Source organism: Streptomyces pseudovenezuelae, from assembly GCF_029892565.1.
GTDB classification, from domain to species: domain Bacteria; phylum Actinomycetota; class Actinomycetes; order Streptomycetales; family Streptomycetaceae; genus Streptomyces; species Streptomyces pseudovenezuelae_A.
In genome coordinates this window covers 18,858-44,071 of the sequence record NZ_JARXVH010000001.1, presented here as the reverse complement: position 1 = coordinate 44,071, position 25,214 = coordinate 18,858, and the positions used below count along the sequence as shown (strand labels likewise).

General features: G+C 70.0%; 22 protein-coding genes and 1 tRNA gene. 15 read left to right on the top strand and 8 right to left on the bottom strand.

Annotation, left to right across the window (positions count from 1 at the left end):
• Positions 1 to 25: 25 nt before the first annotated feature.
• The 3 genes from M2283_RS00205 to M2283_RS00195 all read left to right on the top strand — a co-directional run bounded on the left by M2283_RS00205 (position 26) and on the right by M2283_RS00195 (position 3,546).
• Positions 26 to 1,150, top strand: coding sequence for a 4-oxalomesaconate tautomerase (locus tag M2283_RS00205; protein ID WP_280874665.1), 1,125 nt, complete (start codon positions 26 to 28; stop codon positions 1,148 to 1,150).
• Complete coding sequence (locus tag M2283_RS00200) at positions 1,131 to 2,081, top strand: catechol 2,3-dioxygenase (protein ID WP_280873826.1); 951 nt, start codon at positions 1,131 to 1,133, stop codon at positions 2,079 to 2,081. Before M2283_RS00205 ends, M2283_RS00200 begins: the two co-directional genes overlap by 20 nt.
• 115 nt (positions 2,082 to 2,196) lie before the next feature.
• Positions 2,197 to 3,546: an MFS transporter gene (locus tag M2283_RS00195; RefSeq protein WP_280873825.1), complete on the top strand. Its 1,350-nt coding sequence runs from the start codon at positions 2,197 to 2,199 to the stop codon at positions 3,544 to 3,546.
• A gap of 102 nt (positions 3,547 to 3,648) precedes the next feature.
• Here M2283_RS00195 and M2283_RS00190 read toward each other — a convergent pair whose 3' ends face one another.
• On the bottom strand, positions 3,649 to 4,059 hold the full coding sequence (locus tag M2283_RS00190) for a cupin domain-containing protein (RefSeq protein WP_280873824.1): 411 nt from the start codon (positions 4,057 to 4,059) through the stop codon (positions 3,649 to 3,651).
• Between the two features lie 259 nt (positions 4,060 to 4,318).
• Here M2283_RS00190 and M2283_RS00185 point away from each other — a divergent pair, with 259 nt between their 5' ends.
• The 3 genes from M2283_RS00185 to M2283_RS00175 are packed head-to-tail and all read left to right on the top strand — an operon-like array spanning position 4,319 to position 7,853.
• Positions 4,319 to 4,879, top strand: a complete 561-nt coding sequence (locus tag M2283_RS00185; RefSeq protein WP_280874664.1) for a carboxymuconolactone decarboxylase family protein — start codon at positions 4,319 to 4,321, stop codon at positions 4,877 to 4,879.
• A 38-nt stretch (positions 4,880 to 4,917) separates the two neighbouring features.
• Positions 4,918 to 6,771 (top strand): ATP-binding cassette domain-containing protein, encoded by a 1,854-nt coding sequence (locus tag M2283_RS00180; protein WP_280873823.1) that lies wholly within the window; start codon positions 4,918 to 4,920, stop codon positions 6,769 to 6,771.
• 20 nt (positions 6,772 to 6,791) lie between these two features.
• On the top strand, positions 6,792 to 7,853 hold the full coding sequence (locus M2283_RS00175; protein WP_280873822.1) for an Ldh family oxidoreductase: 1,062 nt from the start codon (positions 6,792 to 6,794) through the stop codon (positions 7,851 to 7,853).
• A gap of 123 nt (positions 7,854 to 7,976) precedes the next feature.
• Here the strand turns inward: M2283_RS00175 and M2283_RS00170 are convergent, their stop codons facing one another.
• Both M2283_RS00170 and M2283_RS00165 read right to left on the bottom strand, forming a co-directional pair.
• Positions 7,977 to 8,915 (bottom strand): alpha/beta hydrolase, encoded by a 939-nt coding sequence (locus M2283_RS00170; RefSeq protein WP_280873821.1) that lies wholly within the window; start codon positions 8,913 to 8,915, stop codon positions 7,977 to 7,979.
• A gap of 96 nt (positions 8,916 to 9,011) precedes the next feature.
• Positions 9,012 to 9,614, bottom strand: coding sequence for a TetR/AcrR family transcriptional regulator (locus M2283_RS00165; protein WP_280873820.1), 603 nt, complete (start codon positions 9,612 to 9,614; stop codon positions 9,012 to 9,014).
• A gap of 191 nt (positions 9,615 to 9,805) precedes the next feature.
• On the opposite strand from M2283_RS00165, the gene M2283_RS00160 reads away from it, so the two are divergent.
• Complete coding sequence (locus tag M2283_RS00160; protein ID WP_280873819.1) at positions 9,806 to 11,275, top strand: MFS transporter; 1,470 nt, start codon at positions 9,806 to 9,808, stop codon at positions 11,273 to 11,275.
• A 22-nt stretch (positions 11,276 to 11,297) separates the two neighbouring features.
• Here the strand turns inward: M2283_RS00160 and M2283_RS00155 are convergent, their stop codons facing one another.
• Positions 11,298 to 11,792, bottom strand: a complete 495-nt coding sequence (locus M2283_RS00155) for an excalibur calcium-binding domain-containing protein (protein ID WP_280873818.1) — start codon at positions 11,790 to 11,792, stop codon at positions 11,298 to 11,300.
• Positions 11,793 to 11,956: 164 nt separating this feature from the next.
• On the opposite strand from M2283_RS00155, the gene M2283_RS00150 reads away from it, so the two are divergent.
• Positions 11,957 to 12,030: transfer RNA gene (locus tag M2283_RS00150), tRNA-Pro, on the top strand.
• Between the two features lie 108 nt (positions 12,031 to 12,138).
• Here the strand turns inward: M2283_RS00150 and M2283_RS00145 are convergent.
• The gene (locus M2283_RS00145) at positions 12,139 to 13,539 is read right to left on the bottom strand and encodes a hypothetical protein (RefSeq protein WP_280873817.1); all 1,401 of its coding nucleotides are present in this window, start codon (positions 13,537 to 13,539) and stop codon (positions 12,139 to 12,141) included.
• 266 nt (positions 13,540 to 13,805) lie between these two features.
• Between M2283_RS00145 and M2283_RS00140 the strand changes: the two genes are divergently transcribed.
• A complete protein-coding gene (locus M2283_RS00140; RefSeq protein ID WP_280873816.1) occupies positions 13,806 to 15,212 on the top strand; it encodes an alpha/beta hydrolase-fold protein in 1,407 nt (468 codons plus the stop codon).
• A gap of 232 nt (positions 15,213 to 15,444) precedes the next feature.
• Positions 15,445 to 16,737 carry an MFS transporter gene (locus M2283_RS00135; RefSeq protein ID WP_280873815.1) on the top strand — a complete coding sequence of 431 codons (1,293 nt, stop codon included), beginning with the start codon at positions 15,445 to 15,447 and terminating at the stop codon, positions 16,735 to 16,737.
• A 121-nt stretch (positions 16,738 to 16,858) separates the two neighbouring features.
• Here M2283_RS00135 and M2283_RS00130 read toward each other — a convergent pair whose 3' ends face one another.
• Complete coding sequence (locus tag M2283_RS00130; protein WP_280873814.1) at positions 16,859 to 17,776, bottom strand: SDR family NAD(P)-dependent oxidoreductase; 918 nt, start codon at positions 17,774 to 17,776, stop codon at positions 16,859 to 16,861.
• A 137-nt stretch (positions 17,777 to 17,913) separates the two neighbouring features.
• On the opposite strand from M2283_RS00130, the gene M2283_RS00125 reads away from it, so the two are divergent.
• On the top strand, positions 17,914 to 18,600 hold the full coding sequence (locus M2283_RS00125) for a TetR/AcrR family transcriptional regulator (protein WP_280873813.1): 687 nt from the start codon (positions 17,914 to 17,916) through the stop codon (positions 18,598 to 18,600).
• 28 nt (positions 18,601 to 18,628) lie between these two features.
• Here M2283_RS00125 and M2283_RS00120 read toward each other — a convergent pair whose 3' ends face one another.
• Positions 18,629 to 19,168 (bottom strand): TetR/AcrR family transcriptional regulator, encoded by a 540-nt coding sequence (locus M2283_RS00120; protein ID WP_280873812.1) that lies wholly within the window; start codon positions 19,166 to 19,168, stop codon positions 18,629 to 18,631.
• 298 nt (positions 19,169 to 19,466) lie between these two features.
• Between M2283_RS00120 and M2283_RS00115 the strand changes: the two genes are divergently transcribed.
• Both M2283_RS00115 and M2283_RS00110 read left to right on the top strand, forming a co-directional pair.
• Positions 19,467 to 20,915 (top strand): aldehyde dehydrogenase, encoded by a 1,449-nt coding sequence (locus tag M2283_RS00115; RefSeq protein WP_280873811.1) that lies wholly within the window; start codon positions 19,467 to 19,469, stop codon positions 20,913 to 20,915.
• A 58-nt stretch (positions 20,916 to 20,973) separates the two neighbouring features.
• Entirely contained in the window at positions 20,974 to 21,831 is an 858-nt protein-coding gene (locus M2283_RS00110; protein WP_280873810.1) for an oxidoreductase, read from the top strand.
• Positions 21,832 to 21,835: 4 nt separating this feature from the next.
• On the opposite strand, the gene M2283_RS00105 is transcribed toward M2283_RS00110, so the two are convergent.
• Entirely contained in the window at positions 21,836 to 22,846 is a 1,011-nt protein-coding gene (locus M2283_RS00105; RefSeq protein ID WP_280874663.1) for a glycoside hydrolase family 43 protein, read from the bottom strand.
• 178 nt (positions 22,847 to 23,024) lie between these two features.
• Here M2283_RS00105 and M2283_RS00100 point away from each other — a divergent pair, with 178 nt between their 5' ends.
• Together M2283_RS00100 and M2283_RS51590 are read left to right on the top strand one after the other, a co-directional pair.
• Positions 23,025 to 24,875: an ABC transporter ATP-binding protein gene (locus M2283_RS00100; protein WP_280873809.1), complete on the top strand. Its 1,851-nt coding sequence runs from the start codon at positions 23,025 to 23,027 to the stop codon at positions 24,873 to 24,875.
• A gap of 96 nt (positions 24,876 to 24,971) precedes the next feature.
• On the top strand, positions 24,972 to 25,082 hold the full coding sequence (locus tag M2283_RS51590; RefSeq protein WP_348538888.1) for a putative leader peptide: 111 nt from the start codon (positions 24,972 to 24,974) through the stop codon (positions 25,080 to 25,082).
• Positions 25,083 to 25,214 lie beyond the last annotated feature (132 nt).

The following is a 25,214-nucleotide window of genomic DNA, read 5'->3' as shown; positions in this document are numbered from 1 at the left end:
CGGCGGGCCCGAGGAGGTCCGCTGCATGCTGATGCGCGGCGGCACCTCCAAGGGCGCCTACTTCTTGGCCGAGGACCTGCCGGCGGACCCCGCCGAACGCGACGACCTGCTGCTGCGCGTCATGGGCAGCCCCGATCCGCGCCAGATCGACGGACTGGGCGGCGCCCACCCGTTGACCAGCAAGGTGGCGGTCGTCTCCGCATCGGCCGACCCCGAGGCGGACGTCGACTACCTGTTCCTGCAGGTCGCCGTCGACCGCCCCGAGGTCACCGACCGGCAGAACTGCGGCAACATCCTTGCCGGGACAGGCCCGTTCGCCGTGGAGCGGGGGCTCGTGGCCGCCGGTGCCGGCGAGACGTCCGTCCGCATCCGCATGCTCAACACCGGGGAACTCGCCATCGCGACCTTCCCCACCCCGGGCGGGCGGGTCGACTACTCCGGCACCGCGGAGATATCCGGCGTGCCCGGCACCGCGGCGCCCGTGGTGATCGAATTCCCGCAGGGCAGCAGCCCGTTGCTGCCGACGGGACGCATCCGGGACGTGATCGCCGGCACCGAGGTGACCTGCGTCGACAACGGCATGCCGGTCGTCCTGATCCCGGCCGCCGCACTGGACGTCACCGGCTACGAGGCGCCCAAGGACCTGGAAGAGGACCTCAGCCTCGCCGAACGGCTCCGGGAGATCCGCCTGGAGGCCGGCAAGCTGATGGGCCTCGGTGACGTCGAGGGCACCACCGTGCCCAAGCTCAGCCTGCTCGCACCGCCCACGGACGGCGGCGCCGTCATGACCCGCACCTTCATCCCGGTGCGTTGCCACACCTCGATCGGCGTCCTGGGCGCCGCGAGCGTGGCGGCGGGGCTGCTGCTGCCGGGCGGGGTGGGGGAGGACATCGCGGAAATACCCGTACAAACAGAAGTGTCCGCACAAAGTGACCGAATTCGCATCGAACATCCCAGTGGATTCCTGGACATCGAAACTAGCGTGGCCCCCGGGTCCGGTGACGCCGCTCCCGTGGTCCCCAGGACCGCCGTGGTGCGCACCGCACGCAAGATCTTCGACGGCACGGTCTTCCCCCGGCCTGCCGCCACCGCCCCAACTCCCGCACCCGTACGACCCCTTGGAGGCAACGATGGCTCCGCCGCTCGGTGACATCGCCCATATCGGCCACGCCCAGCTCTTCACCCCGGACCTGGACGCCAGTGTCGCCTTCTTCACCGACTACCTCGGGCTGACTGTCAACGGGCAGGACGGCGACACCGTCTACCTGCGGACCTTCGACGACTACGAGCACCACAGCCTGGTCCTCACCGCCCGCGAGCAGCCCGGCCTCGGCCGGCTCGCCCTGCGCACCTCCGGCGAGGAGGCCCTCCAGCGCCGGGTGACGGCGATCGAGGAGGCCGGCGGCAGCGGCAAGTGGGTCGAGGACGAGCCGGGGCTCGGCAGGCTCTACCTGACCACCGACCCGGACGGCCACGAGCACGCCCTGTACTGGGAGAGCGAGTACTACCAGGCCCCCGACGGGCTGAAGCCCGCGCTGAAGAACCAGCCGCAGGCCAAGCCCAACCGGGGCGTGGGTGTACGGCGTCTGGACCACATCAACTTCCTCGCCGCGGACGTGCTGTCCAGTGCCGAGTTCCAGCAACAGGTGCTGGGCGCCCGGCCGACGGAGCAGATCCGGCTCGACAGCGGCCGGATCGCGGCGCGTTGGCTGACGTACACCAACAAGTCGTACGACGTCGTCTACACCGAGGACTGGACTGGTTCGACCGGTCGGCTGCACCACATCGCCTTCGCGACCGACACCCGCGAGGACATCCTGCGCGCGGCCGATCTCGCCATCGACACAGGCGTGTTCATCGAGACGGGCCCGCACAAGCACGCCATCCAGCAGACGTTCTTCCTGTACGTCTACGAGCCGGGCGGCAACCGGATCGAGCTGTGCAACCCGCTCACCCGCCTCGTCCTGGCGCCCGACTGGCCGCTGATCACCTGGACCGAGGAGGAGCGGAAGAAGGGGCAGGCCTGGGGGCTGAAGACCATCGAGTCCTTCCACACGCACGGGACGCCGCCGGTCGGCTGAGCGGTGCGCGAGAGCCACCCCGAGCAACTGTCGATGAGATTGTTGACAAAAACGTTGACTATCCACGGGGTGACTCCTTAGCGTCTGGCGCACCACGCACGAGAGGTAACCAACGATGTCTTCCTCCCCCTCCGCTTCCCCGTCCCCCTCGCCCGCCCTGTCCGTCCGCGGCAGCAGACTGGCGTTGATCGTCGTCGGCCTGTGCTGGCTGGGCGTGCTCTTCGACGGGCTCGACATGTTCATCTACGGCTCGGTGCTGCCGCACCTGCTGGAGACGAAGACCTTCGGGCTCACCGCCGACCAGGCCGGCGACCTCGGCAGCTACGCGACCTTCGGCATGCTGGTGGGCGCGCTGACCGCGGGCACGATCGCGGACCGGATCGGCCGCAAGAAGCTGATGGTCGCCTGTGTGACGCTCTTCTCGCTGGCCTCGGGGATCTGCGCGATCTCCAGCAGCCTTGAGGTCTTCGGCCTGGGCCGGACCCTCGCGGGCGTCGGCCTCGGCGGTCTGCTGCCGACCGCGATCAGCATGGTCTCCGACTACGCCCCGCGCGGCCGCACCGCCATCACCATCGGCATGCTGATGACCGCCCATCACGCCGGCGGCATCCTCTCCGCCTACGTCGCCAAGTGGCTGGTGGATCCGGTCGGTTGGCGCGCCGCCTTCTGGGTGTGCGTGGTCCCGCTGGTCTTCGCGCCGGTGCTCGCCAAGTTCCTGCCCGAGTCGCTGAGCTTCATGGTCGCCAAGGGGCGTACCGAGGAAGCCCGCGAACTCGCCACCCGCTACGACGTCGAACTCCCGGCCGCGGCCGGCAAGAAGACCGCCGCGGACCGCTGGGACGCCCTGGTCGGCCTGTTCCGCGGCGGCGAATGGATCCAGACCCTGCTGTACTGGCTGGCCTCCTTCGGCGGACTGCTGCTGGTCTACGGCGTCGCCACCTGGCTGCCCACCCTGATGCGCGCCGAGGGCTACGAGCTGGCCAACGCCCTGACCTTCGTCGTCGTCTTCAACCTCGGCGGCATCGTGGGCATGCTCGTCGCCGGGCGCGCCGCCGACCGGTTCGGCGCACCGCGCATCTCGGCGATCTGGTTCGCGCTCACCGCCGTGGGCGTCTTCCTGCTCGGTGTCCACATGGCGCAGGCGGTGACGATGCTGGTCGTCTTCCTGACCGGCGTCTTCCTCAACAGCGCCCAGACGATGATCTACGCGACCGTCTCGATCCGCTCCACGCCAGACAACCGTGCCACCGCGGTGGGCTGGACCTCCGGCATGGGCCGCTTCGGCGCCGTCTTCGGCCCGTGGCTGGGCGGCCAGCTGCTCGCCGCAGGCAACGGCGACTGGGGCTTCACCGCCTTCGCGCTCGCCGGTGTCTCGTCCATGGTCTTCATCGGCATCGCGGCGCTGCGCAGCGCCAAGTCGGACACGCCGAGCGGCAGCGAGCGGAAGCTGGTCACCGCGCACTGACGAGGGGACCCGCACCCGCTCGACGGGGACAAGGACGAACGCCGGCCACCCCACGGGATGCGGGGCCGGCGTCCGGCGTTCTCAAGCAGGCGCGGGAGGCGGTCAGTTCGCGCCCATCTGGTCCTCGTCCGACAGGTGCTCCACCGTCTTCCCCGTCTCCGTGAACGTCCGTGTCACATAGCCGGAGGAGTACACCCACAGGATGCGCAGCGGTACGTCGCCGATGTTCCGGAACAGATGCGGGATCGGCGACGGGACATACGTGGTGTCGAACCGCTCCAGCTTGGTCACCTCGCCGTCGACCCACACCTCCGCCTCGCCCTCCAGGACCGTCACGTGCTCGTCGCAGTTGTGCGAGTGCAGCGGGGCACCGGAGCCGACCGGATAGACGCTCATCCCGCTGGTGATCCTGTTCTCCCCGCCGGCCGACGGCGTGGTGATCAGCGGCGTCGAGACGACGGCACCCCCTCGGTCCAGCGGCGGCACCGACGCGACCTTGATGATCGTGGTCATCCGGACTTCCTCTCCGTACCTTCGACGTCCAGCGGCGCTGATCCCAACGCCGCTGTGTCGACCGACGTTAGGTCGCGCGCGCGTGGATGGGTGCCCTCCAGCGTGCAGTTTTACGTTGCAGTCCGGGAGGGGCTGAGCTTCCGGAACCCGGCTGTACGGTCGGCTCGCGTCGGACGGTTTCCCGTTCCGTGCCCGAAATGCGCCGGAAAGAAAAGGCAGGTACGGCCAGATGAGGCTCCCCGTTCTCAGCGAAGAGGAAATGGATCCGCGGCAGCAGGAGCTGGCCGCCCGCATAGCCGGCCGGCGCGGTGCGGTACGCGGTCCCTTCCGGGTCTGGCTGCACAGCCCGGAGATGTGCGAACGGGCCGAGTCCCTCGGTGCGTTCGCCCGGTTCGACTGCAGCCTGCCCAAGCATCTGCGCGAGTTGACGCTGCTGATGGCCGCCCGCAACTGGGATGCCCAGTACTCCTGGAACGCGCATGTGCACCAGGCGGTCGAGGCCGGTGTCCCCGAGGCCGCGGTCAAGGCCATCGCCGAGAAGCGCGAGGCCGTCTTCGACAGCCAAGTCGACCAGGCCTTCTACCAGTTCTGCCGCGAGATCCTCGACGAGCACTTCGTCACCGACGAGACCTTCGCCGCGGCCCTTGAGCACTTCGGCTCCAAGGGACTGGTCGACACCATCGGCGCGCTCGGCAACTTCACCATGCTCGGCATGTGCCTGAACACCTTCCAGGTGGACCTCCAGGCCGACAAGGAGCCGCCCTTCCCGGACATCAGCGGCTACGGACGTGTCGCCGCCGCCGACCGGCCGCAGCCGTGAGTTCCCTGACCGGCCCGAGCACGCAGGGAGGTGCCGCCGTGACCCCGGCCAACAACCCGGCCGTGGAGGACAGGCCCGCGGCCGTGCTCCGCGTCCGGGGCGTCAGCAAGAGCTTCGGCGGGGCCGCCGCCCTCAAAGGCGTCGACCTCGACCTGTACCCCGGCGAGATCCACGCCCTGATGGGCATGAACGGCGCCGGCAAGTCGACGCTGGTCCAGATCCTCTCCGGGATCCACCAGGCCGACGGCGGCACGATCGAGGTCGACGGGCACGTCCAGCACGGACTGACCGTGCGCAAGGCCCGCCGGCTCGGCATCGCCTCGGTCCCGCAGCGCCGCGAGCTGGCTATGGGACTGACCGTCGCCGAGAACGTCATGCTCGGCGACCTGCCCACCCGGGGCCGCACCGTGCGCTGGCGGACCGTCCGGCAGGAGGCCCGCAGGGCCCTGCACGGGCTCGGCATCGACATCGACGTGGAGCGCACCGCCGGTTCGCTCAGCGTCGCCGAACAGACCATGGTCGAGGTGGCTCGCGAGGTCCGCCGCGGCGGCCGGATCCTGATCCTCGACGAACCGACCGCCTGCCTGAGCGCCGAGTCCGCGGACCAGATCCGCGCTCTGGTACGGACGTTGAGGGACGAGGGCGTCGCCGTCGTCTACATCTCGCACTACATCGACGAGGTCATGGCCGTCGCCGACCGCCTCACCGTCCTGCGGGACGGGGGAGTGGTCCGCACGGCGCGCGCGTCGGAGATGGACCACGTCGGCCTCATACGGGCCATGGTCGGCCGCGATGTCGTGTCCACCCGGCCCGAACGGCCCACACCCAAGGACGAAGTTGGCATCTCGGTGCGGGGGTTGACCCACGGCCGGGCCATCCGGGACTTCACCGTCGACGTCCGCAAGGGCGAGATCGTGGCCGTCCTCGGGCCCGCAGGGGACGCCCAGTCCCGGCTGTTCGACCTGTTGTCCGGACGGCAGCGGCCCGACCACGGCCAACTCCAGGTCGAGGGACGCCCGGTGCCCTTCGGCCGGGTGCCCGCCGCGCTCGCCAGCCGCGCCCCCTTCTACCCGCCCTCGCGCCGCCCCGCCAAGGCGCGGATCGTCGTGATCGACGAGGTGCCGCAGCGCCCGCACGTCGTCTACCAAGTCCTGTTCGCCGACCGCTACTTGGAAGGCAACGTCACCAACACCCTGCGCCAGCTGACCAAGCGGGCGAAGGATCTCGACGAGGCAGCGGTCACCGCCCGCCGCACGGCCCAGGAGCAGCGGCACACCGCCGAACTGGCCGCCGTCACCGCCGCTGAGACCAAGGCCGCCGACGGCGAGGGCATCGACCCCGTGCTCGTCGCCGCGACCCTGCGCACACTCCTCGACGGTGAGGATGCCATCGTCGTCGACGAGACCATCACCCACAGCCGCGTCGTCAAGCGCCACATGCAGACCGACGCCCCCGACTCGTACTTCTACGTCCAGGGCGGACTCGGCCAGGGCATCGCGGTCGCGCTCGGCGTCAAACTCGCCGCGCCACAGCGTCCGGTGGTGCTCACCATCGGCGACGGCGCGTTCGCCTACAACCCGGTCATCCAGTCGTACGACGCCTCCAAGGCGTACGAACTCCCGCTGTTGATCGTGGTGTTCAACAACCGTGTCTACAAGTCGATGAATCTCAACCACCGTCGCTTCTACCCCGACGGCGCCGCCGCAGAGACCGGCGAGTGGCTCGGCACCGACCTGCACCGGCTGCCCCGACTCGCCCAGTTCGCCGAGCCGTTCGGCATGCACACCGAGACCGTCGACACCACGGACGCGCTCGTGCCCGCGCTGGAGCGCGCCCTCAAGGCCGTGGCCGAGGGCACCACCGCCGTCGTCGACGTGCTCGTCACCCGCTGATCCAGGAGGCACCCGTCACCATGTCCACCACACCGACGAAGGTCCTGGTCCCCGCCGACGACCTGCGCACCTTCTCCGCGGCCCTCCTGGAGAAGGGCGGCCTCAGCCCCGACCACGCCCGCACCACCGCCGACGTGTTCGTCTGGGCCGCACTGCGCGGGGTCGACTCCCACGGCATCGCCCGCGTCCCCGCCTACCTGGAGCTGCTCGCCAAGGGCGTCGCCAACGCCGACGCCGAGATCACCGTCGAGTCGACCACCCCGGCCGCCGCCGTCCTCGACGCCGACCGCGCCCCCGGCCCGGTGGCCCTCAGCGCCGCCGCCGACGAGGCCGTCCGACGCGCCCGCGAGACCGGCATCGCCTCCGTCGGCGTCCGCCGCACCGTCCACACCGGCGCCATCGGCTACTACGTCTCGAAGATCGCCGAACAGGGCCTGGTCGGCATCGGTTTCGTGGCCGGCATGCCCAACATGGGCTACACCGGCGTCAAGGGCGCCGCGGTCGCCACCAGCCCGCTCGCCATCGCGGTACCGGCCCGCGACCACGCCCCGCTGCTCCTGGACATGGCCACCGCGACCATCGCCCTCGGCAAGATCCGCCAGGCCAAGGCGAGCGGCACCCCGCTGCCCGAGGGCGCGGCCGCCACCGCGGACGGCACCCCCACCACCGACCCCGAACTGGCGGTCATGCCACTGCCGTTGGGCGGCGTCAAGGGCTCCGGCATGTCACTGGCCTTCGAGCTGCTGACCAGCGTCCTGGTGGGGGCGCCGATCTTCGCGTCCTTCCACTCGGACGACCCGGCCGGCCGCAAACACCGCCAGAACGCCCTGCTCATCGCGGTCGACCCGGCCGCCTTCGGCGACGCCGACGCCTTCACGGCGAACGTCGACACGACCCTGGCCACGCTCAAGGACCTCCCGTCGGCCGACGGCTTCGACGCCGTCCACTACCCGGGCGAACGCAGCGCGGCCATAGCCGCGAGGCGCGGTGAGTCGGGCATCCCGGTGCCCCCAAAGGTCTGGCGGGACCTGACGGAACAGGCGGAAAAGCTGGACGTGCCCCTGCCGAAGACGCTCGACTGACACCTCTTGTCGCAGCTCCCCTTAGCGCCCCATGTCTTTGTCTTTTTCTTCTAGGGGCGCGGGGAACTGCGCGACCAGCCCCCAACCACCCGCAGCCGCCCGACAACGGACCGCCCCGATCTCTCAGGCGCCCTCGGCAGCCCGCCGCACCTGACGAGCAATCAACTCATAGACCGCACGGGCCTTTTGGTCATCCTGACCGTCATATCCGTGATCGACCCCACTCACATCCCGGTACTCCACCAACGCCCCCGCCACCCGCAACCGATCGGCATACGCCACAGCCTCGGCCTTCAGCAGATCGAACTCCGCGGTGATGACCACCGCCGGAGCAATCCCCTTCAGGCTCGCCGTGTCCGACGGATGCGCGGGCGACGCCAACCGATCCCGACGCAGCTCCACGTCAGGGATGTACGCCGTGTCGAAGACGTCCGCCATCCAGGGCCGCAACACCGGCTTGGCGACACCCGCCCGCTTCGACCGTGCGTCGGTCGCCAGATCCAGCGGCGGATAGTGCAGCACCTGCAGCGCGATCGACGGCCCGCCCTCCTCCAACGCCTGCCGCGCCACGGCCGCCGCGAGCCCACCTCCCGCGCTCTGCCCACCCACGGTGAGCCGCTCCCCGTCCCACCCGTGCTCCGCTCCGTGCTCGGCGACCCAGCGGACGACCTCGTACGCCTGCCGCGGCGGAGCCGGGAACGGATGCTGCGGGGCGACGGCGTAGTCGACGTTGATCACGACCACCCCCGCCTCGGCGGCGAGGAACCGGCACAGCGGATCGTCGATCTCCGTCACGGACATCACGTATCCGCCGCCGTGGAAGTTGACGTGCACCGGCGGGGGAGCGGCACCCTCAGTCGTCGGCAGGTAGACCACGGCCCGCGCCGGGGCGACCGACGTGGGGATCGTCAACTCGCTGACCGCACGCGGGTATTCGGGAAACCGCGCGTGCGACGCGGCAGCGGAACCGCGTCCGCCGGCACGACGTTCGGCGAGCAGGGTCGCGCGCTGCATCGCCTTGGCGACGAACGCGGCCACCGCCGGCCTGGCCAGGAGGGACATGCGGGCTCCGTTCACTCGAACCGGGGCGGACGGTGAGGGGAGGCCGCACCCTGGGACAAGTAAACTTACTTGAGTCAGGCAAAGAAACGCCAGATCTCAGTGGATCACGCGGACGCCGTCCAGGGCGATGGCCAGGACCCGGTCGCGCTGGGCGTCGTCCATGAAGGTCGTCCCGGTGACGCCCGCGACCATGCGGATCAGATCGCCGAAGTCCATGTCCTTGCGCGCCACGCCCGCCTCCTGTGCACGCTCGAAGAGCGGACCGCCCGCGGCGAACATCGAATCGCGGCAGGCGTTGAGGATCTCCGACTCTCCGTCGAGAGCCTCCCGGATCGCCCGCTTGGTGACCATGTAGTCGGCGAACCGGGCGAGCCAGGAGGTCAGGGCCTCCCAGGGCTCCTGGTAGGCGACCTGCCGGGCGACCCGTACCAGGTCGTTGACCTCGTCCGCGTACACGCTCTCGAAGAGATGGCGGCGGGTCGGGAAGTTCCGGTACAGGGTGCCGATGCCGACGCCCGCACGGCGGGCAATGTCCTCAAGGGAGGCCTCCGCGCCGTTCTCCGCGAACGCCTCGCGTGCCGCGACCAGCAGTGCGTCGTAGTTGCGGGCCGCGTCCTTACGGTGGGGCCGCTGGGACGCGACGATCTCGCTGACGGGGAACGACAGGGCCTCGCTCGCGGGCGACGGCTGAGCGGTCACGGGTGCCTCCCGGGATGGGGCGGGTTGAACCGGAGGTGTGCCTCCGTTACAGTGGAGGGGTACCTCCACTTTACCAGTGTGGGTGGGCTCGGTGTGGATGCGTGCGGCCGCACGCCCTGCCGACGCGACACACCCCCGTATCTCCATCTCTCTCCCTTTCTCCATCTCCCCTCGGTTCGGAGAGGCCTTTCATGCCCCGCAAGTCCACCCGTCTCACCTTCGCGGTGCTCGCGACCGGTGCCGGCGTGTTCGCCATGCTGCAGTCGCTGATCGCGCCGGCCCTGCCGACCGTCCAGCACGCGCTGCACACCTCGCAGTCCACCGCGACCTGGGTGATGACGGCGTATCTGCTGTCCGCCTCGATCTTCACGCCCATACTCGGCCGGGCCGGCGACCTGATCGGCAAGAAGCGCACGCTGGTGTCCGTCCTGGTCGTCGTGGCGCTCGGCTGTCTGCTCGCCGCGCTCGCGCCGAACATCGGCGTGCTCATCGTCGCCCGGGTCGTCCAGGGCATCGGCGGCGCCCTGTTCCCGCTGTCGTTCGGCATCATCCGGGACGAGTTCGACGCCTCCCGGGTCAGCGGCAGCATCAGCAACCTGTCCGCCGTCATCGCCGCGGGCGGTGGCGTCGGCATCGTGGCGGCCGGTCCCATCGTGTCCGCGCTCGACTACCGCTGGCTGTTCTGGATCCCGGTCGCCGTCGTCGCGGTGACCACGCTCATCGCCCTGCGCTATGTGCCCGAGTCGCCCAACAGGGCCGAGGGCAAGGTGAACTGGCTCGGTGCCGGGCTGCTCTCGGCTTGGCTGGTCGCCCTGTTGCTGCCGCTCAGTCAGGCGAGCGTGTGGGGCTGGGGATCGGTCCGCGTGATCGGCCTGTTCGCCGCGGCCGTCGTCCTGTTCGCGCTGTGGCTGCTGGCCGAGGCCCGTTCCCGGACCCCGCTCATCGACCTGCGCGTGATGCGGCTGCCCGCCGTGTGGACCACCAACGCCGCCGCGCTCCTGTTCGGCGCGGGCATGTACGCCCTCTGGTCCTTCCTGCCGGGCTTCGTGCAGACCCCGTCGTCCGCCGGATACGGCTTCGGCGCGAGTGTCACGGCCTCCGGGCTCCTCATGCTCCCGATGCTGGTGGCGATGTTCGTCTCCGGCATTCTCAGCGGTCGGCTGGAACCGGCGGTGGGCGCCAAGTCGCTCCTCACCACCGGTGCCGCGTTCGGCGCGGTCGCCCTGGGCATGCTCGCCCTGTGGCACGACGTGCAGTGGCAAGTCGCCCTGGTCTCCGGCGTGTTCGGCCTCGGCATCGGACTGGCCTTCGCCTCGATGGCCAACCTCATCGTCGGCAGCGTCCCCGCCTCCCAGACCGGCGCGGCCACCGGCATGAACGCCAACATCCGCACCATCGGCGGCTCCATCGGCGCCGCGCTGACCAGCGTCCTGGTCACCGGCCACCTCCAGCCCTCGGGCCTGCCGTACGAATCCGGCTACACCCACGGCTTCGCCCTGCTGGCGGCGCTGTGCCTGGCGGCCGCGCTGGCGGCGCTTCTGGTGCCGACGCGGACCAGGGGGCTCTCGGGTTCGCTCCGCGCCGCCACCGACCTGTCGAAGGACCTGTCGAAGACGGCGGAATCGAACCCGGAGCCGATGGCCTCCGGCCCGCGAGGCTGAACACGCCCCAGTCGACTACGCCCTACTCGCAGCCCACGCCGTCCCCGTCCCGATCGAGGTGTCGCCCGTAGCCGGGGTCACCGACCCGGACGGGGGCGGCACCGGCCGCGCGGGCCGCGGTGCAGTTGGCGTAGTACACGTCCTGCCCGGCGGAATCGTCGCTCCCACCGGCGACTTCGGCGGGCTGCGCCGTGACCGTCGTCTTCACGGTCCTCGTCGCCCGGACGGTGACCGTGGCGGCCGGTTCGGGATCCGCCGTCTCGGTGGCCGTCGCGGTCGCGGTGGCGGTCGCGGTGACCGTGGCGGTGGCCCGAGGCGCGGCGGACGCCGACGCCGGCTCCTTCCCGTCGTCGCCCCCACCGGCCAACAGGCCCACCAGGAAGGCGAATCCGATCGCCGGGATCACGTAGCGCTTTCTCGCCCACCGCGGGGCCGGACCGGCCGACGGTATGCCGGCCGGAGTGGTGGGTGGGATATTGGGCGGCATGTTGGGCGAAGTGTTGTACGGATTGGTCATTTTCGTCCCCCCTGCGTATTTCGTGTGAGGGGACGGTAGTGCTGGGCACCACGCGGCAGGAGACGTTCCGTGTTGCGGTGACCGATCCGTGACCGTGCGGGGTGGCCGTGTGCATGCGGTAGGGTTTACCTGCGTGATCACACGTTTCGACGGGTGAGCCGCACCGGGACGTGGCGCAGCTTGGTAGCGCACTTGACTGGGGGTCAAGGGGTCGCAGGTTCAAATCCTGTCGTCCCGACGGTGTGAAGGGTCTTCACGGGCGAGAGCCTGTGGGGGCCCTTTTGCGTGAGGCTCTTTCGCGTGGGGCCTTGTGCGGGCCTTTGTGCGGGGTGTGGTCGGCGAATGGCTAGAGAGAATGCAGGATCTCGCCAATTTTTTCCGCGACCGTCTCCGCCGAACCCTTCGCGTACGACGAGTCCATTGCCTCGTACGTGATGCGGGCATAACTTCGGGATTCGGTCATGTTCTTGGCGCCGCCCTCCAGCATCGACATGACGGCGGTGTGTTTGAAGGGTGAATGCTTCTTGATGGCCAGGGCGGTGTCGGTGGACAGTTCCGGGGAGACTCCGACGAGGACGCCCTCGCCGAGGCGGAGGATCCAGATCGGTACGGCGGCCGTGCCGGTCGGAGTGAAGTCGTAGGTCTTCGTCGGTGCGGTGGGGTGTCCGCCGGGGACCGTGTCGACCGTGACGGAATCGGTCAGCAGGCGCAGTGGGGACGTGGCACCGCCGGCGGAGGCCTTGATGGTCTCGCTGACGCGGACCACCTCCGTGCCGAGCCGCTCTCCCTGCACCGTGAGCAGGATCCAGCCCGCGTCCCGGGCGTCGACCTGGGTCCAGTTGCGGTCCTTGTCGATGGTGTAGCGCTTGGAGCGGAACGCCGGTGACTGGTCGCCGCACGAGCCGACCAGGAAGAACCCGACGACGTCGTCGCCGTACTGCTCCTCCACGTGCCCCGCCGCCGCGCCCGCGAGGTCGGCCGTGATGGGCAGGTCGCCGCTCGCCATGACCGACTCCATCATCACCGAGGACTGGACGCTGTAGTTGACGAGGACGGCGATCGGCTTGCCGCTGGTGTCGTCCAGGCGCGTCACGCCCACGCTCTTGTCGGACGGGCCGCTCTCGCCGGTGCCCAGCCACCAGCCGTCGGCGGTACGGACGTCCCGGTTGACGTTCACGTCGCACGTGCCGGTGCCGAATCCGACCCGCGCGGGCCTGAGTCCCGCGACCGCCGTCGCGACCGCGGTCGAGGTCGCCTGCTTGATCTGCTCCACGTACCGCGCCGCCCCGCTGCCGCTGCTCGCGGCCTGCACGTGCGGCGCGGAGAAGGTGTGCGTGACGGTCACGACGATGTCGGCCGCGGCCACGCCGGCCGCCGCGGAGATGATCGTCCGCATGGCGGCGATCGCCTCCGTGCTGATCGACGTCAGGTCCAGCACGGCGAGCGCGACGCGACGGGATCCGCTCTCCAGCAGCAGGACGCGCACGTGCAGGTCGTCGTGGACGGTGGTGAACCCGTCGAGGGGGAGGAGCGAGGCCGGAAACGCGATCGCGGCCCGGCCGGCGCCCGCCTTCAACACCGCCGAGGTGTCGCTGCCGTGGCCGGTTTCCCGGTCGGCCGCCCGCGCGGTCGCCGTACCGCCCGTCAGGGACGTGGCCGCCACCGCCGCGGCGAGCGAACCGTTCAGAAACGAGCGGCGACGCAGCGGCTCGTTCTGCTTTTCACCGTTCTCCGCGTTCTCAGGCATGGAATGCACAACTCTCCTTCACGTTCGGCATCCGGAAGACACCCGATGATGCAAGGGCCGATGCCGGGCACATAGCACGCCTTGCGAAATCTGAGCTTGCGCATTCTGACGACAGCGCATGACCAGGAAACCTCTGCGTAACCTGTGAAAAAGAACTGATCCGGCGCACCATGGCGAAATTTCCCACAGATTTCTGAAAGCCGGTGTCCCTAACGTTGCCGCCATCGCCGGTCGATTCGAGACCTCGAAACAAGGAGAGTGTTTTGGTGGAACGACGTACGTTCATCGCCGGATCCGTGGCGGCCGGATCCGCGGCCGTTGTGGGCGCGGGGACCTTCAGCGCGGTGGCCGCACCGGACGAAGAGGCTTCCACGGCCGAGCACGTCCGCGGCGTCACCGCGATCACGAAGGTGTTCGGCGACGGCCAGAAGCTCATAGCCGTGGCCGTCGAGTACGACCGCGGCATCGACAACTCCTCTTTGTCGACGTCGACGTTCACCGTCACCGACAGGACGGTCACCAAGGTCTACGCGAACACGGCGGCCGACCTCGCCGCGCGGGGCCGGGACGGTCGCTACGTCATCGTCGAACTGTCTCCCGACGACACGGCGGCGGCGCTGTGGGTGACGCAGCAGGGCGGCTCCGGCACCCCGACGGGCACGCCCAGCACCAGTGCCAACCCGAGCCCCAGCCCGAGCAGTTCCAGCGGCTCCGGCGGTGGCGCGGGCGGCGGCGGGCCGAAGGTCGGCGACAGCACGCCGGGCGGGACGATCGTGGCGGCGAAGGCCTCACTCGTCCAGAAGGGCACCGTCACCACCAGCCGCGGCGCCCGCTACCCGGCCACCGACGCCACGCTGACGACGAACGCCGTGGTGAACCTGATCGTCGACGACTTCGAGCAGTTCACCTTCGACGACCCCGCCACCGGCCAGACCCTCAGGTACAACCTCTTCATCCCGAAGGGCCACGACCGCCGCAAGCGCTACCCCCTCGTGCTGTTCATGCACGACGCGGGCGTCGTCAACGTCGCCACCGAGGGACCGCTGGTCCAGGGGCTGGGCGCCGTGTGCTGGGCCGGCCCGGAGGACCAGGCCAGGCACGAGTGCTTCGTCCTCGCCCCCGAGTACGGCTCGGTGGTCGTCGACGACACCTACGTGCCCTCGTCGCTGTTCGACGCCACCGCCAACCTCGTCGAGGCGGTGACGGAGAAGTACGCCATCGACGAGAACCGGCGCTACACGACCGGCCAGTCGATGGGCGCGATGATGTCGCTGGGCCTGAACATCAAGTACCCGGACCTGTTCGCGGCCGCGTACATCGTCGCCGGCCAGTGGCCCTCCGACGTGGCCGCACCGCTCGCCGACAAGAAGCTCTGGATCGTCGTCTCCCAGGACGACGACAAGGCCTTCCCCGGCGAGAACGCCATCACCCAGGTCATCAAGGACCAGGGCACCGAGGTCGCCACCGGCGTCTGGGACGGCCAGTCCACGGACGCGCAGTTCGCCGCCGACGTCCGCCACTTGAAGGCGCAGAAGGCCCCGGTCAACTACGCCTCCTTCCAGACCGGCACGACCGTCCCGGCCGGCTCCTCCACCAGCGCGCACATGGGTACTTGGCGCACCGCCTACTCCATCCCGGGCATCCGGGACTGGATCATGCGGCAGTCGAGGTGAGGGTGTTCCCGTAGGTCGCGGTGAGGACCCGGTGCGGTGGGGCCATGCTCCGCCGGACTCTTTCGTTCATCTCTCATCCGGATAACCGCCATCTCCAACCATCTCCGCCGAACGGGAAACAACGACTCCGCCCGCATGTTGGCAACAACAAGCGGTGAACCAGGACCGGTCGGTTCGACCCCGGCCGGTCAGCCGCCGACGGAATCCAACGTCGAGGGATCGGAGTCCTGCCATGTTGTCGACGTCGGCCAAGGGATCGCACACGGACCGCGCGCCCGCCCGGAAGGCCCCGGTTGCCGAGCCGCCGCGTACCGTCCGCCGGTACGGGGCCGGGTTCTGGACGGTCGCCGCGGTGTTCGTGACGGCGATGGCGTTCTCCACCGTCCCCACGCCGCTGTATCCCCTCTACCAGGCCCGCGACGGGTTCTCGACGTTCACGGTGACCGTCGTCTTCGCCGTCTACGCCGTCGGTGTGCTGACGAGCCTGTTGCTCGCCGGGCATGTGTCGGACTGGCTGGGGCGCAAGAAGGTCATGACCTCGGCGCTGGCGCTGGAACTGATCGCCGCCGTCCTGTTCCTGTCCACCGCGTCGCTGCCGGTGCTGATCGTCGCCCGGCTGATCACCGGTCTCGGCGTGGGCATGTTGACGGCGACCGCAACGGCCTATCTGCATGAACTGCACGCCGCGCACCGGCCGGGCGCCTCGACTCGAAGGTTCGAGATCGTGTCGACCGCGGCCAACATCGGTGGCCTCGGTGTGGGGCCCCTCGCGGCGGGCGTGCTCGCCGAGTATTTGAGGGCGCCGCTGCGGCTTCCGTACGTCATCTTCGTCGTACTGCTGCTGATCGGCGTGGTCGCCGTCGCTCTGACCCCCGAGACGGTCCGGAAGCCGGACGTCCGGCCCGCGTACCGTCCGCAGCGGGTCGGCGTGGCGCGCGGTGACCGCGGATATCTCGCCGCCGCGGCGGCCGGATTCACGTCCATGGCCGTGTTCGGCCTGTTCACCTCGGTGGCGCCCGGCTTTGTCGCAGGCACCCTGCACCACCCGTCCCACGCGCTGGCGGGACTGGTCGTGTTCGCCGTGTTCGGTGCCGCGGCGGCGGCCCAGACGGGTACCGGCGGGCTCGGCGAACGGACGCGTTGGTACGTCGGTCTGCTCGCCCAGGCCGCGGGGATGGCCGTACTCGCGGTCGGCGTACACCTCGCGGGCCTGCCCGTGTTCCTGCTGGCCGGCATCCTCGCCGGAGCGGGTGCCGGGGTGCTGTTCAAGTCGGCCGTCGGGCATGTGGCCGCCACGGCTGCCCCGGCCCAGCGCGGTGAGGCCCTCGCCGGTCTGTTCCTCGCGTCCTACCTCGGACTGGCCCTGCTGCCCGTCGGACTCGGCGTCGCCAGCCTCTTCATGAGCCTGGGGGACGCGACGACGTGGTTCACCGCCGTTGTGCTGGCGCTGTTGGCCGCCGTCGCGGTGGGGGCGCGTCACCACGGACCGGCCGCACCTGTTGCCTCCATCCACGACCGTGTGTGATGACAGAACAGCACGAAACCGGAAGGCACAGGTCGCCGACCTCGGCGCCGGCGTCTCCAGGGGGTACAACTGCCGCTCACCGCAACACTGTTGAAGCGGTGGGACGTGGCGCGGCAGGCGGTCAGATCGGGAAGGTCACTCCGGTCAGTTCCTCCGACGCCGTCCACAGGCGGCGCTGCATGGTCGGGTCGTGGGACTGCTCGCTGGACCGCACCCGCACCGGGTAGCCCTTGAGCTCCTGGAACCCGCGCGGGCCGTAGTACTCGCCGCCTCGCACGCCGGGGTCGGTCGCCGCGCGGAGCGTGGGCAGCGCGCCGCGGTCCGCGGGTTGCGAGATCAGGGGATTGAACGCCTTGATGAGCGTGCGTACGACGAACGCCGAGTTGCGGATCAGCTCCGTGGACGCGATGCCCGGGTGGGCGGCGACGGCGATGGTCGAGGCCTTGCCCGCCATTCGGCGCTGGAGTTGGTACGTGAACTCCAGGTTCGCCAGCTTCGACTGGCCGTAGGCGCCCACCCGGCTGTAGGGCCGTCGCTCCCACTGCAGGTCGTCCAGGTCGATCGAGGCCTGGATGCGGTGGGCCATGCTGCTGACGGTCACCACTCGGGAACCCTCGACCGTCAGCATCCGGTCCAACAGCAGCCCGGTGAGCGCGAAGTGGCCCAGATGGTTGGTGCCCAGCTGCAGCTCGAACCCGTCACGGGTGGTGCCCTTGGGCGTATACATCACCCCGGCGTTGTTGATCAGCAGGTCGATCCTGGGGAGCCTCGTCCGCAGCTCGCCCGCCGCGGCGCGGACGGAGTCGAGCGAGGTGAGGTCGAGGTGCTGGACCGTGACATCCGCGCCCGGAGTGGCGGCGGTGATGCGGTTGGCGGCCCGCTTGCCCTTGTCCGTGTCGCGTACCGCCAGCACCACCGAGGCACCGCGCGCGGCGAGGACCTTGGCGGCCTCGAAACCGATCCCGGTGTTGGCGCCGGTGACCACGGCGACCCGGCCCTGCTGGTCGGGCACGTCCTCGGCGGTCCACTTGTCGTTCACGATTCCTCCAGGATGTGGGCCGGGCCGCGACCGCGGGTGCCCACCAAGGTCATTAGAGACCTTCGGTCTATTGTTTTTCGAACGTAAGGGACCGCTGGTCTGATGTCAAGAGACTGCCAGTCTGTAACATGTCGGACATGACTTTCCAGCGCGCGCGAAGTGCGGAGCAGCGAGAGATCCGGCGCCGGGCGATCCTCGACACCGCCGCCGCGATGCTCGTCGAGATGCCGGTCGCGGAGGTCAGTCTCAACGAGCTGAGTCGTCGCGTGGGGCTGGCCAAGTCCAACGTGCTGCGCTACTTCGAATCCCGCGAGGCGATCCTGCTGGAGCTGCTGGACCGGGCCGTGAAGGAGTGGCTCGACGAACTGCCCGGGCATCTGGACACCGCCGTACGACCCGACGCGTCCGCCCGGGAGCGTGGCGACCAGCTCGCCGCCGTCGTCGCCGGCTCCCTGGCGAAGCGCGCCGTCCTGTGCGATCTGCTCAGCGCCCAGGCCGGGGTCCTGGAGCACAACGTCTCCGTGGCGGTCGCCGCCCGCTACAAGCGCGCGACCCTCGACAACATCACCGCCACGTCGGAACTGGTCCGCCGTCATCTGCCGGAAGTGGGCGACGAGGCGTTCCTGCTCTGTGGCGGGATCTTCGTGCTGGTGGGCGCGATGTGGCCGTACAGCCGGCCGTCGTCCAGCATGCTCGCCGCCTTCGAGGCCGACCCCGCCCTGGCCGTGCTCCGCCTCGACTTCCCCGCCACCGCGGAGTACGCGCTGGCCACCTTCGTCGCCGGAACCATCGCCCGTACGGCATCCAGCGCGGACGTCGACTGAGTTCGGGCCGGCAGGGACTCCGGCGGTCCTATCCGACGCCGTGAAGGAGTGAGGTCACCACGAGGTCGGCGGCCGGGCCTGGTTCGATGTCGACGAACACATGGGCCATGGAGTCGACCATGCTGCCCAGCAGCGCCATCGCCCACCCCGGGGGCAGGTCCTGTCGGAGCAGCCCCTCGTCGGCCGCCCGTCGGAGAAACGCCTCCAGCCGCCCGCGCTGCTCCTTGGCCCGCTCTTCGGCCTCGGGGTCTTCCTTCATCATCCGCCGGATGTCCAACGGCCAGCGCCGGCTGACCGGGATGATCGACTCGACGTATCCGTGCAGCGCGACCGCGACCGGTGCCTCCGTCAGGCGGGCTGCGTCCAGGACCACCTCGGAGGCGTCGAGCTTCGCCGCGTAGACGGCGGACAGCAGCGCCTCCCTGCTCGCGAACCGGCGGTAGACCGTGCGCCGGTCGACTCCGGCCTCCGCGGCGATCGCGGCCATGGTCGTCGCCGGGTCCCGCGCGAGCAACCGTGCCCCCGTCAGCAGGACGGCGTCCAGGTTGCGGGCCGCGTCGGCTCTCATGACGGCGAGCACCTTCCGTTGTTCCGGGATGCCCCGGATGCATTGTCCGGGGCGGCTGTGGAGGAAGGCGGTGGTCTGTCACGCGCTTCCTGTAGCGACACATTAGCATCGCGCTTGTTGCGTTAACTGTCACATCGACGTAGCGTTTATCATGGGAGCGCGAGGAGGACATGGGTCATCGCTGGTGCTGCCGGAGGTTTCGGACGGCACAGGGTCGGCACCGCAGAGCTCGACCTGACCAGCCCTGATCGGCTGCAGCCCCCCACATACACGACAGGACCAGAAAGAAGACAGCACCATGATCGTGCGCGACAAGCTCTACATAGGCGGGCTCTGGACCGACCCGAGCGACACCACCCCGCTCGACATCCGTTCCCCTCACGACCAGTCACTCGTCGGGCAGTCCGTGCAGGCACTGCCGGCCGACGTCGACCGCGCGGTCACGGCGGCGCGGGCGGCCTTCGACGAGGGGCCCTGGCGGCAGACGACCCCGGAACAGCGCCAGGACCTGATCGTGCGCCTCAACAAGCTGCGCGAGGCGCGGGGCGAGGAGATCGCGAGGCTGATCACCGGTGAGCGCGGCAATCCGCTGTGGTTCAACAGGGCGGGCCAGGGCGGACTGACGCGGCAGGCGCTCGGTTACCTCAAGGCCGCCCGCGAGATCGGCTGGGAGGAGACGCTCGAACCCTCCGTCCCCGACGCCGGCTTCCGCAGCGTCGTACGCCGCGAGGCCATCGGAGTCGTGGCCGCCGTCATCCCGTGGAACTCACCGTTCTCGGCGGCGCTGGCGAAGATGATCCCGGCGCTGCTCGCGGGCAACACCGTCGTCCTGAAGGCCTCGCCCGAGAACTCCCTCAGCATGATGCTGCTGGCCGACCTCTTCGACGAACTGGGGCTTCCCGAGGGCGTGGTAAGCATCCTCCCGGCCGATCGGGAGACCAGCGAGTACCTGGTCGCGCATCCCGGCGTCGACAAGGTGGCCTTCACCGGCTCGACCGGCGCGGGCCGTTCCATCGCGGCCGTCGCGGGACGCCAACTCAAGCACGTCAGCCTGGAGTTGGGCGGCAAGTCCGCGGCGATCATCCTGCCCGACGCGGACCTGACCGAGGCCGTGCCCGCGTTGCGGTTCTCCTCGCTGATGAACAACGGCGAGGCATGCATCGCGCAGACCCGGGTGCTGGCGCCGCGCAGCCGGTACGAGGACGTGGTGACCGCCCTCAAGGAACTGCTCGACGGACTGAAGGTCGGCGATCCGACCGAGGAGGACACCTTCATCGGCCCGCTGGTCCGCGCCGAACAGCAGGAGCGCGTGCGGTCCTACATCCGGCTCGCCATCGAGGAGGGCGCCCGCCTGGTCACCGGGGGACCCGAGTCACCGGCCGGCCTCGAACAGGGCAACTACGTCAAGCCGACCCTGTTCGCCGACGTCGACAACAGCATGCGGATCGCGCGCGAGGAGATCTTCGGCCCCGTCCTGGTGGTGATCCCCTTCGACGACGAGGACGACGCCGTACGCATCGCCAATGACTCCGACTACGGCCTCAGCGGCGGCGTCTGGACGGCGGACGTGGAGCACGGGCTGGAGATCGCCCGCCGGATCCGGACCGGCACCTTCACCGTCAACAGCGCGCCCATCGGCTTCGACGGCCCGTTCGGCGGCTACAAGACGAGCGGCACCGGGCGCGAGTACGGAGCCGTCGGCCTGACCGAGTACGTCGAGCACAAGACGATCACGGTCCCGGCCTGACGGCGGTCCCGCGTAGGGGCACTTCGACATCCGTGAAGAGAGAAGAAGGAAGACGACGATGACTGCCGAGACCAAGACCTGGCTCATCACCGGTGCGTCCGCCGGACTGGGACGCGAACTGGTGGTGGCCGCCCTGAACCGCGGGGACCGCGTGGTGGCGACCTCGCGCCGACCGGAACGCCTCGACGACCTCGCCCTAGAGTACGGCGACCGGCTGTTCGCCGTGGCGCTCGACGTGAACGATCCCGGCGACGCCCGCGCGGTGGTGGTGGCGGCCACCGAGCGCTTCGGCACGGTGGACGTCGTGGTGAACAACGCCGGTTACGCCACCAGCGCGGCGATCGAGGACATCCCGGACGCCGAGTTCCGGGCACAGCTGGAGATCAACCTGTTCGGCGTGGTCAACGTGACCAAGGCGGTACTTCCCCTCATGCGTAGGCAGCGCTCCGGGCACATCGTCCAGATCTCGTCGATCGGCGGACGGGTGGGCGGCACACCCGGCCTGAGCGCCTACCAGACCGCGAAGTTCGCGGTTGAGGGGTTCTCAGAGGTGCTCGCCAACGAGGTGGCGCCCCTCGGCGTCAAGGTGATCATCGTCGAGCCCGGCGGACTGCGTACCAACTGGGCGGCCGGCGCGGCCGTCGCCCCCGTTCCGGTCGGCGAGGACTACGAGCAGACCGTCGGCCAGTGGACGCGCAGGTTCGCCGAGTACACCGGCAACGAACCCGGCGACCCGGCCAGGGCGGCGCAGGTCCTCACGGAGATCGTCGACGCCGAAGAGCCGCCGCGGCGCCTGCTGCTCGGCTCGGACGCGCTGGGAATCGCGCTGGAGGCAGGTGCCGAGCGCACCGCGGAAGCCGGGAAGTGGGCCGACGTCAGCCGGTCCATCGATTTCCCCGCACCCGCCAAGCGGTAGGCGATCAGCGTGGAACCAACTCGCCGTCGAGGTCGGTGCGTTGGCGCAGCACGCGCAGGTCCGGGCCGTCCAACTCCATCTCGTACAGCTTGCCCCGTGCGTTCTCGAAGGGGCGGTGCAGGATCATCATCAACTGCCCCTCGAAGGTGTGGAACAGCATGCCGTGACCGCTGTCCTGCCGGACCAGTGGTCGCCGTTGTCGCCATGGTCCGGTGAGGTCGCCGGACTCCGAGACGGCGTACGTCTGCACGTAGCCGCCGCTGATCGTGCCGTCCTCGGCGGCGACGTTCTTCTCGTACGTCGACCACAGCATGAGCAGGGCACCGTCGGGTGTGCGGTGGAGCTGGGGGCCGTCGGTGACGTAGGGCGCGAGCTGGTGCGGGACGCCGGCGGGGATCTGCTCGGTGATCCAGGAGGCGTCCGAGGCCTTGAACAGGAGCACCGGGTCCCCGACGGTCCGGGTGAGGTCCGGGGCCAGCCGGATCGCCTCCATGGTGCCGTCGATCGTCTGCAGCCACTCGTGCGCGTACACCATCCAGGGCTGTCCGGACGGGTCGACGTACAGCGTGCCGTCCAGGGTCATGAGGTGGCCGGGCGGGGTGGGGCCGGACGGGTCCACGACGGTGAAGGGGCCCAGCAGGGAGTCGGAGACGGCCGTGATCGTGCCCCGCATGTGGTTCGGGAGCCGGAACGGTGTGCCCCACCGGCCGGGCGGCGGGACCGGGAGCGGTCTGTCCGTGTTGTGGAGTGTGGTGAACAGGTAGTACCTGCCGTCCCGTTGGTGCACCTCCGGGGCCCAGGCGCCGTCGGTGGCCCAGATGCCCTGCTGGTCCTCGGTGCGGAAGACGACGGCCGGGCGTGTCCAGTCGCGCAGGTCGTGGCTGCGGTAGACCATCGTGCCGGTGCCGTCCACGCCCGACACGGACGGGTCGTTGGACGTGTAGAGGTGGTAGGTGCGGGTCAGGTCGTCGGCGACCACGAACGGGTCGTGCAACGGCATGTCGGGCAGGCGCATCGGCTCGGTCTCGGTCACCTTTCCAGCGTACGGATCACTACTGACACCTCCTGAGCCGCGTACGCGCCACGCCGTCCCACACCCGTCGGCGGCCGGAAAAAACGCGTGGACCGGGTCGTACCGGGCGCAGGACACTGCCAAGTCTGGCCGCACTCGGCGACAAGACGACAGGGTGGCAATGGGATCGCCTGCATCGCACGACGGAGTACCGGGCCGGGGCTCGGTTCTGCTCGCACTTCGGTACTACGGACGGGAGTTGGCGCGGCTGCGGCGGCTGACGCTGCCCGCCATGCTGCTGCCCGCGCTGGGGAACGTCGGCATCGCCTACATCGCGCCGCTGATCGTCGCCAAGCTCGTCGGGCGCATCGCCGACGACGACGGCATCGGCCTGCGCGCGACACTGCCGTACGTCCTCGCCTTCACCGTCGTCCTGCTGCTCGCGGAGACGCTCTGGCGGATCGGACTGCACTGCCTCAACCGCCTGGACGCCCTCGGGATCGAGCACCTCTATGTGATCGGTCTGGACGAACTGTTCGCCAAGGACGCGTCGTTCTTCCACGACAACTTCGCCGGCTCGCTGACCAAGCGGGTCCTCAGTTTCGCCTCGCGGTTCGAGGAGTTCGTCGACACGCTGACGTTCAACATCATGGGCAGCCTGATTCCGCTGCTGTTCGGGTCCGTCGTGCTGTGGCGCTACGAACCCCTGCTGGTCGTCGGCCTGTTGACGATGATCACCGTGACGGCGTTGTGCGTGGCGCCGCTCATCCGGCGCCGCCAGGCGCTGGTGGACCAGCGTGAGGCGGCGATCGCGCGGGTGTCGGGGCATGTCGCCGACAGCCTGATGAACATGGACACGGTGCGGGCGTTCGCCGCCGAGGAGCGCGAGGCCGCCGAGCACCGCTCCCGGGTCGCCGTGTCCCGGCGGCTGACGCTGCTCTCCTGGGACTACGGCAATCTGCGCATCGACACGCTGGTCGCGCCGCTGTCCGTAGCGACCAACGCGCTCGGGCTGCTGCTCGCGGTGACGCTGAGTCGTGGCGGGCACGGCGTGGAGGCGGTCGTGGTCGCGTTCACGTACTACACCAACGCCACCCGGATCATGTTCGAGTTCAACCAGATCTACCGTCGGCTGGAGAGCTCGATGACGGAGGCCGCGCAGTTCACCGAGCTGCTGCGGTCGCCCCCGACTGTGCTCGACCCGGCGTCGCCGGACCCGCTGCCGGCGCGGGCCGCGTCGGTCCGCTTCGAGCGGATCACCTTCGCCCACGGCCCGGGCGCCCCGCTCTTCCAGGAGCTCGACCTGGCCGTGCCCGGCGGGGCGAAGATCGGCCTCGTCGGCCGGTCCGGTGGCGGCAAGACCACGCTCACCCGGCTGCTGCTGCGGATGACGGACCTGGACGGCGGCCGGATCCTGATCGGCGGCCAGGACATCAGCCGGCTGCGCCAGGCCGACCTGCGCGGTCTGATCGCCTACGTGCCCCAGGACCCGGCCATGTTCCACCGCACCCTGCGGGACAACATCGCCTTCGCCCGCCCTGACGCCACCGACGCCGAGATCCGCCGCGCGGCCGAGGCGGCGCACGTGACGGAGTTCGCCGACGCGCTGCCCGAGGGCTTCGAGACCATGGTCGGCGAGCGCGGCATCAAGCTGTCCGGCGGCCAGCGCCAGCGGGTCGCGCTGGCCAGGGCGATCCTGCGCGACGCGCCGATCCTGCTGCTGGACGAGGCGACCAGCGCTCTGGACTCGGAGAGCGAACTCCTCGTCCAGGAGGCGCTGTGGCGGCTCATGGAGGAGCGGACGGCGCTCGTGGTCGCCCATCGGCTGAGCACGGTCGCCGGCATGGACCGGCTCGTCGTCCTGGACCGCGGGCGGATCGTCGAGCAGGGCACGCACGAGGAACTGCTCGCCTCCCAGGGCGCCTACGCGAAGCTGTGGCGCCACCAGTCCGGCGGCTTCCTCACCGACAGCCCGACGGACGACGGTGCCGACGCCCTGGACGACGGCGTCGCCCGGGCCGACGTGAACTGAACGCGACACCGACCGGTCGGTGGACGCCCTCTTGACGCCGCAGCCAGGGGGATCGACACTCCAGAAGGGAATCCTAGTGAACAGGTAGGGAATGACATGAGGCGCCTTGGACCGGTCACCGTACGCGTGCGCCGCTCGCCTCTCCTGACCTCCCGCCGCCACATCGATCTGCTGCGCGTCTGCAGCGCGATCAGCCGCCTCGGCTGAGCCGCGCCCCCTCCCGTGCCCGCGACGCCCAGGCGTCGTCCCGCGGACGGACGCCACCGGCGTCGTCCGTCCGCCCCGCACGGCTGAGCCCGGCCCCTTCCCGTCCGACGTCGCTTCCGCCGCGCGTACGTC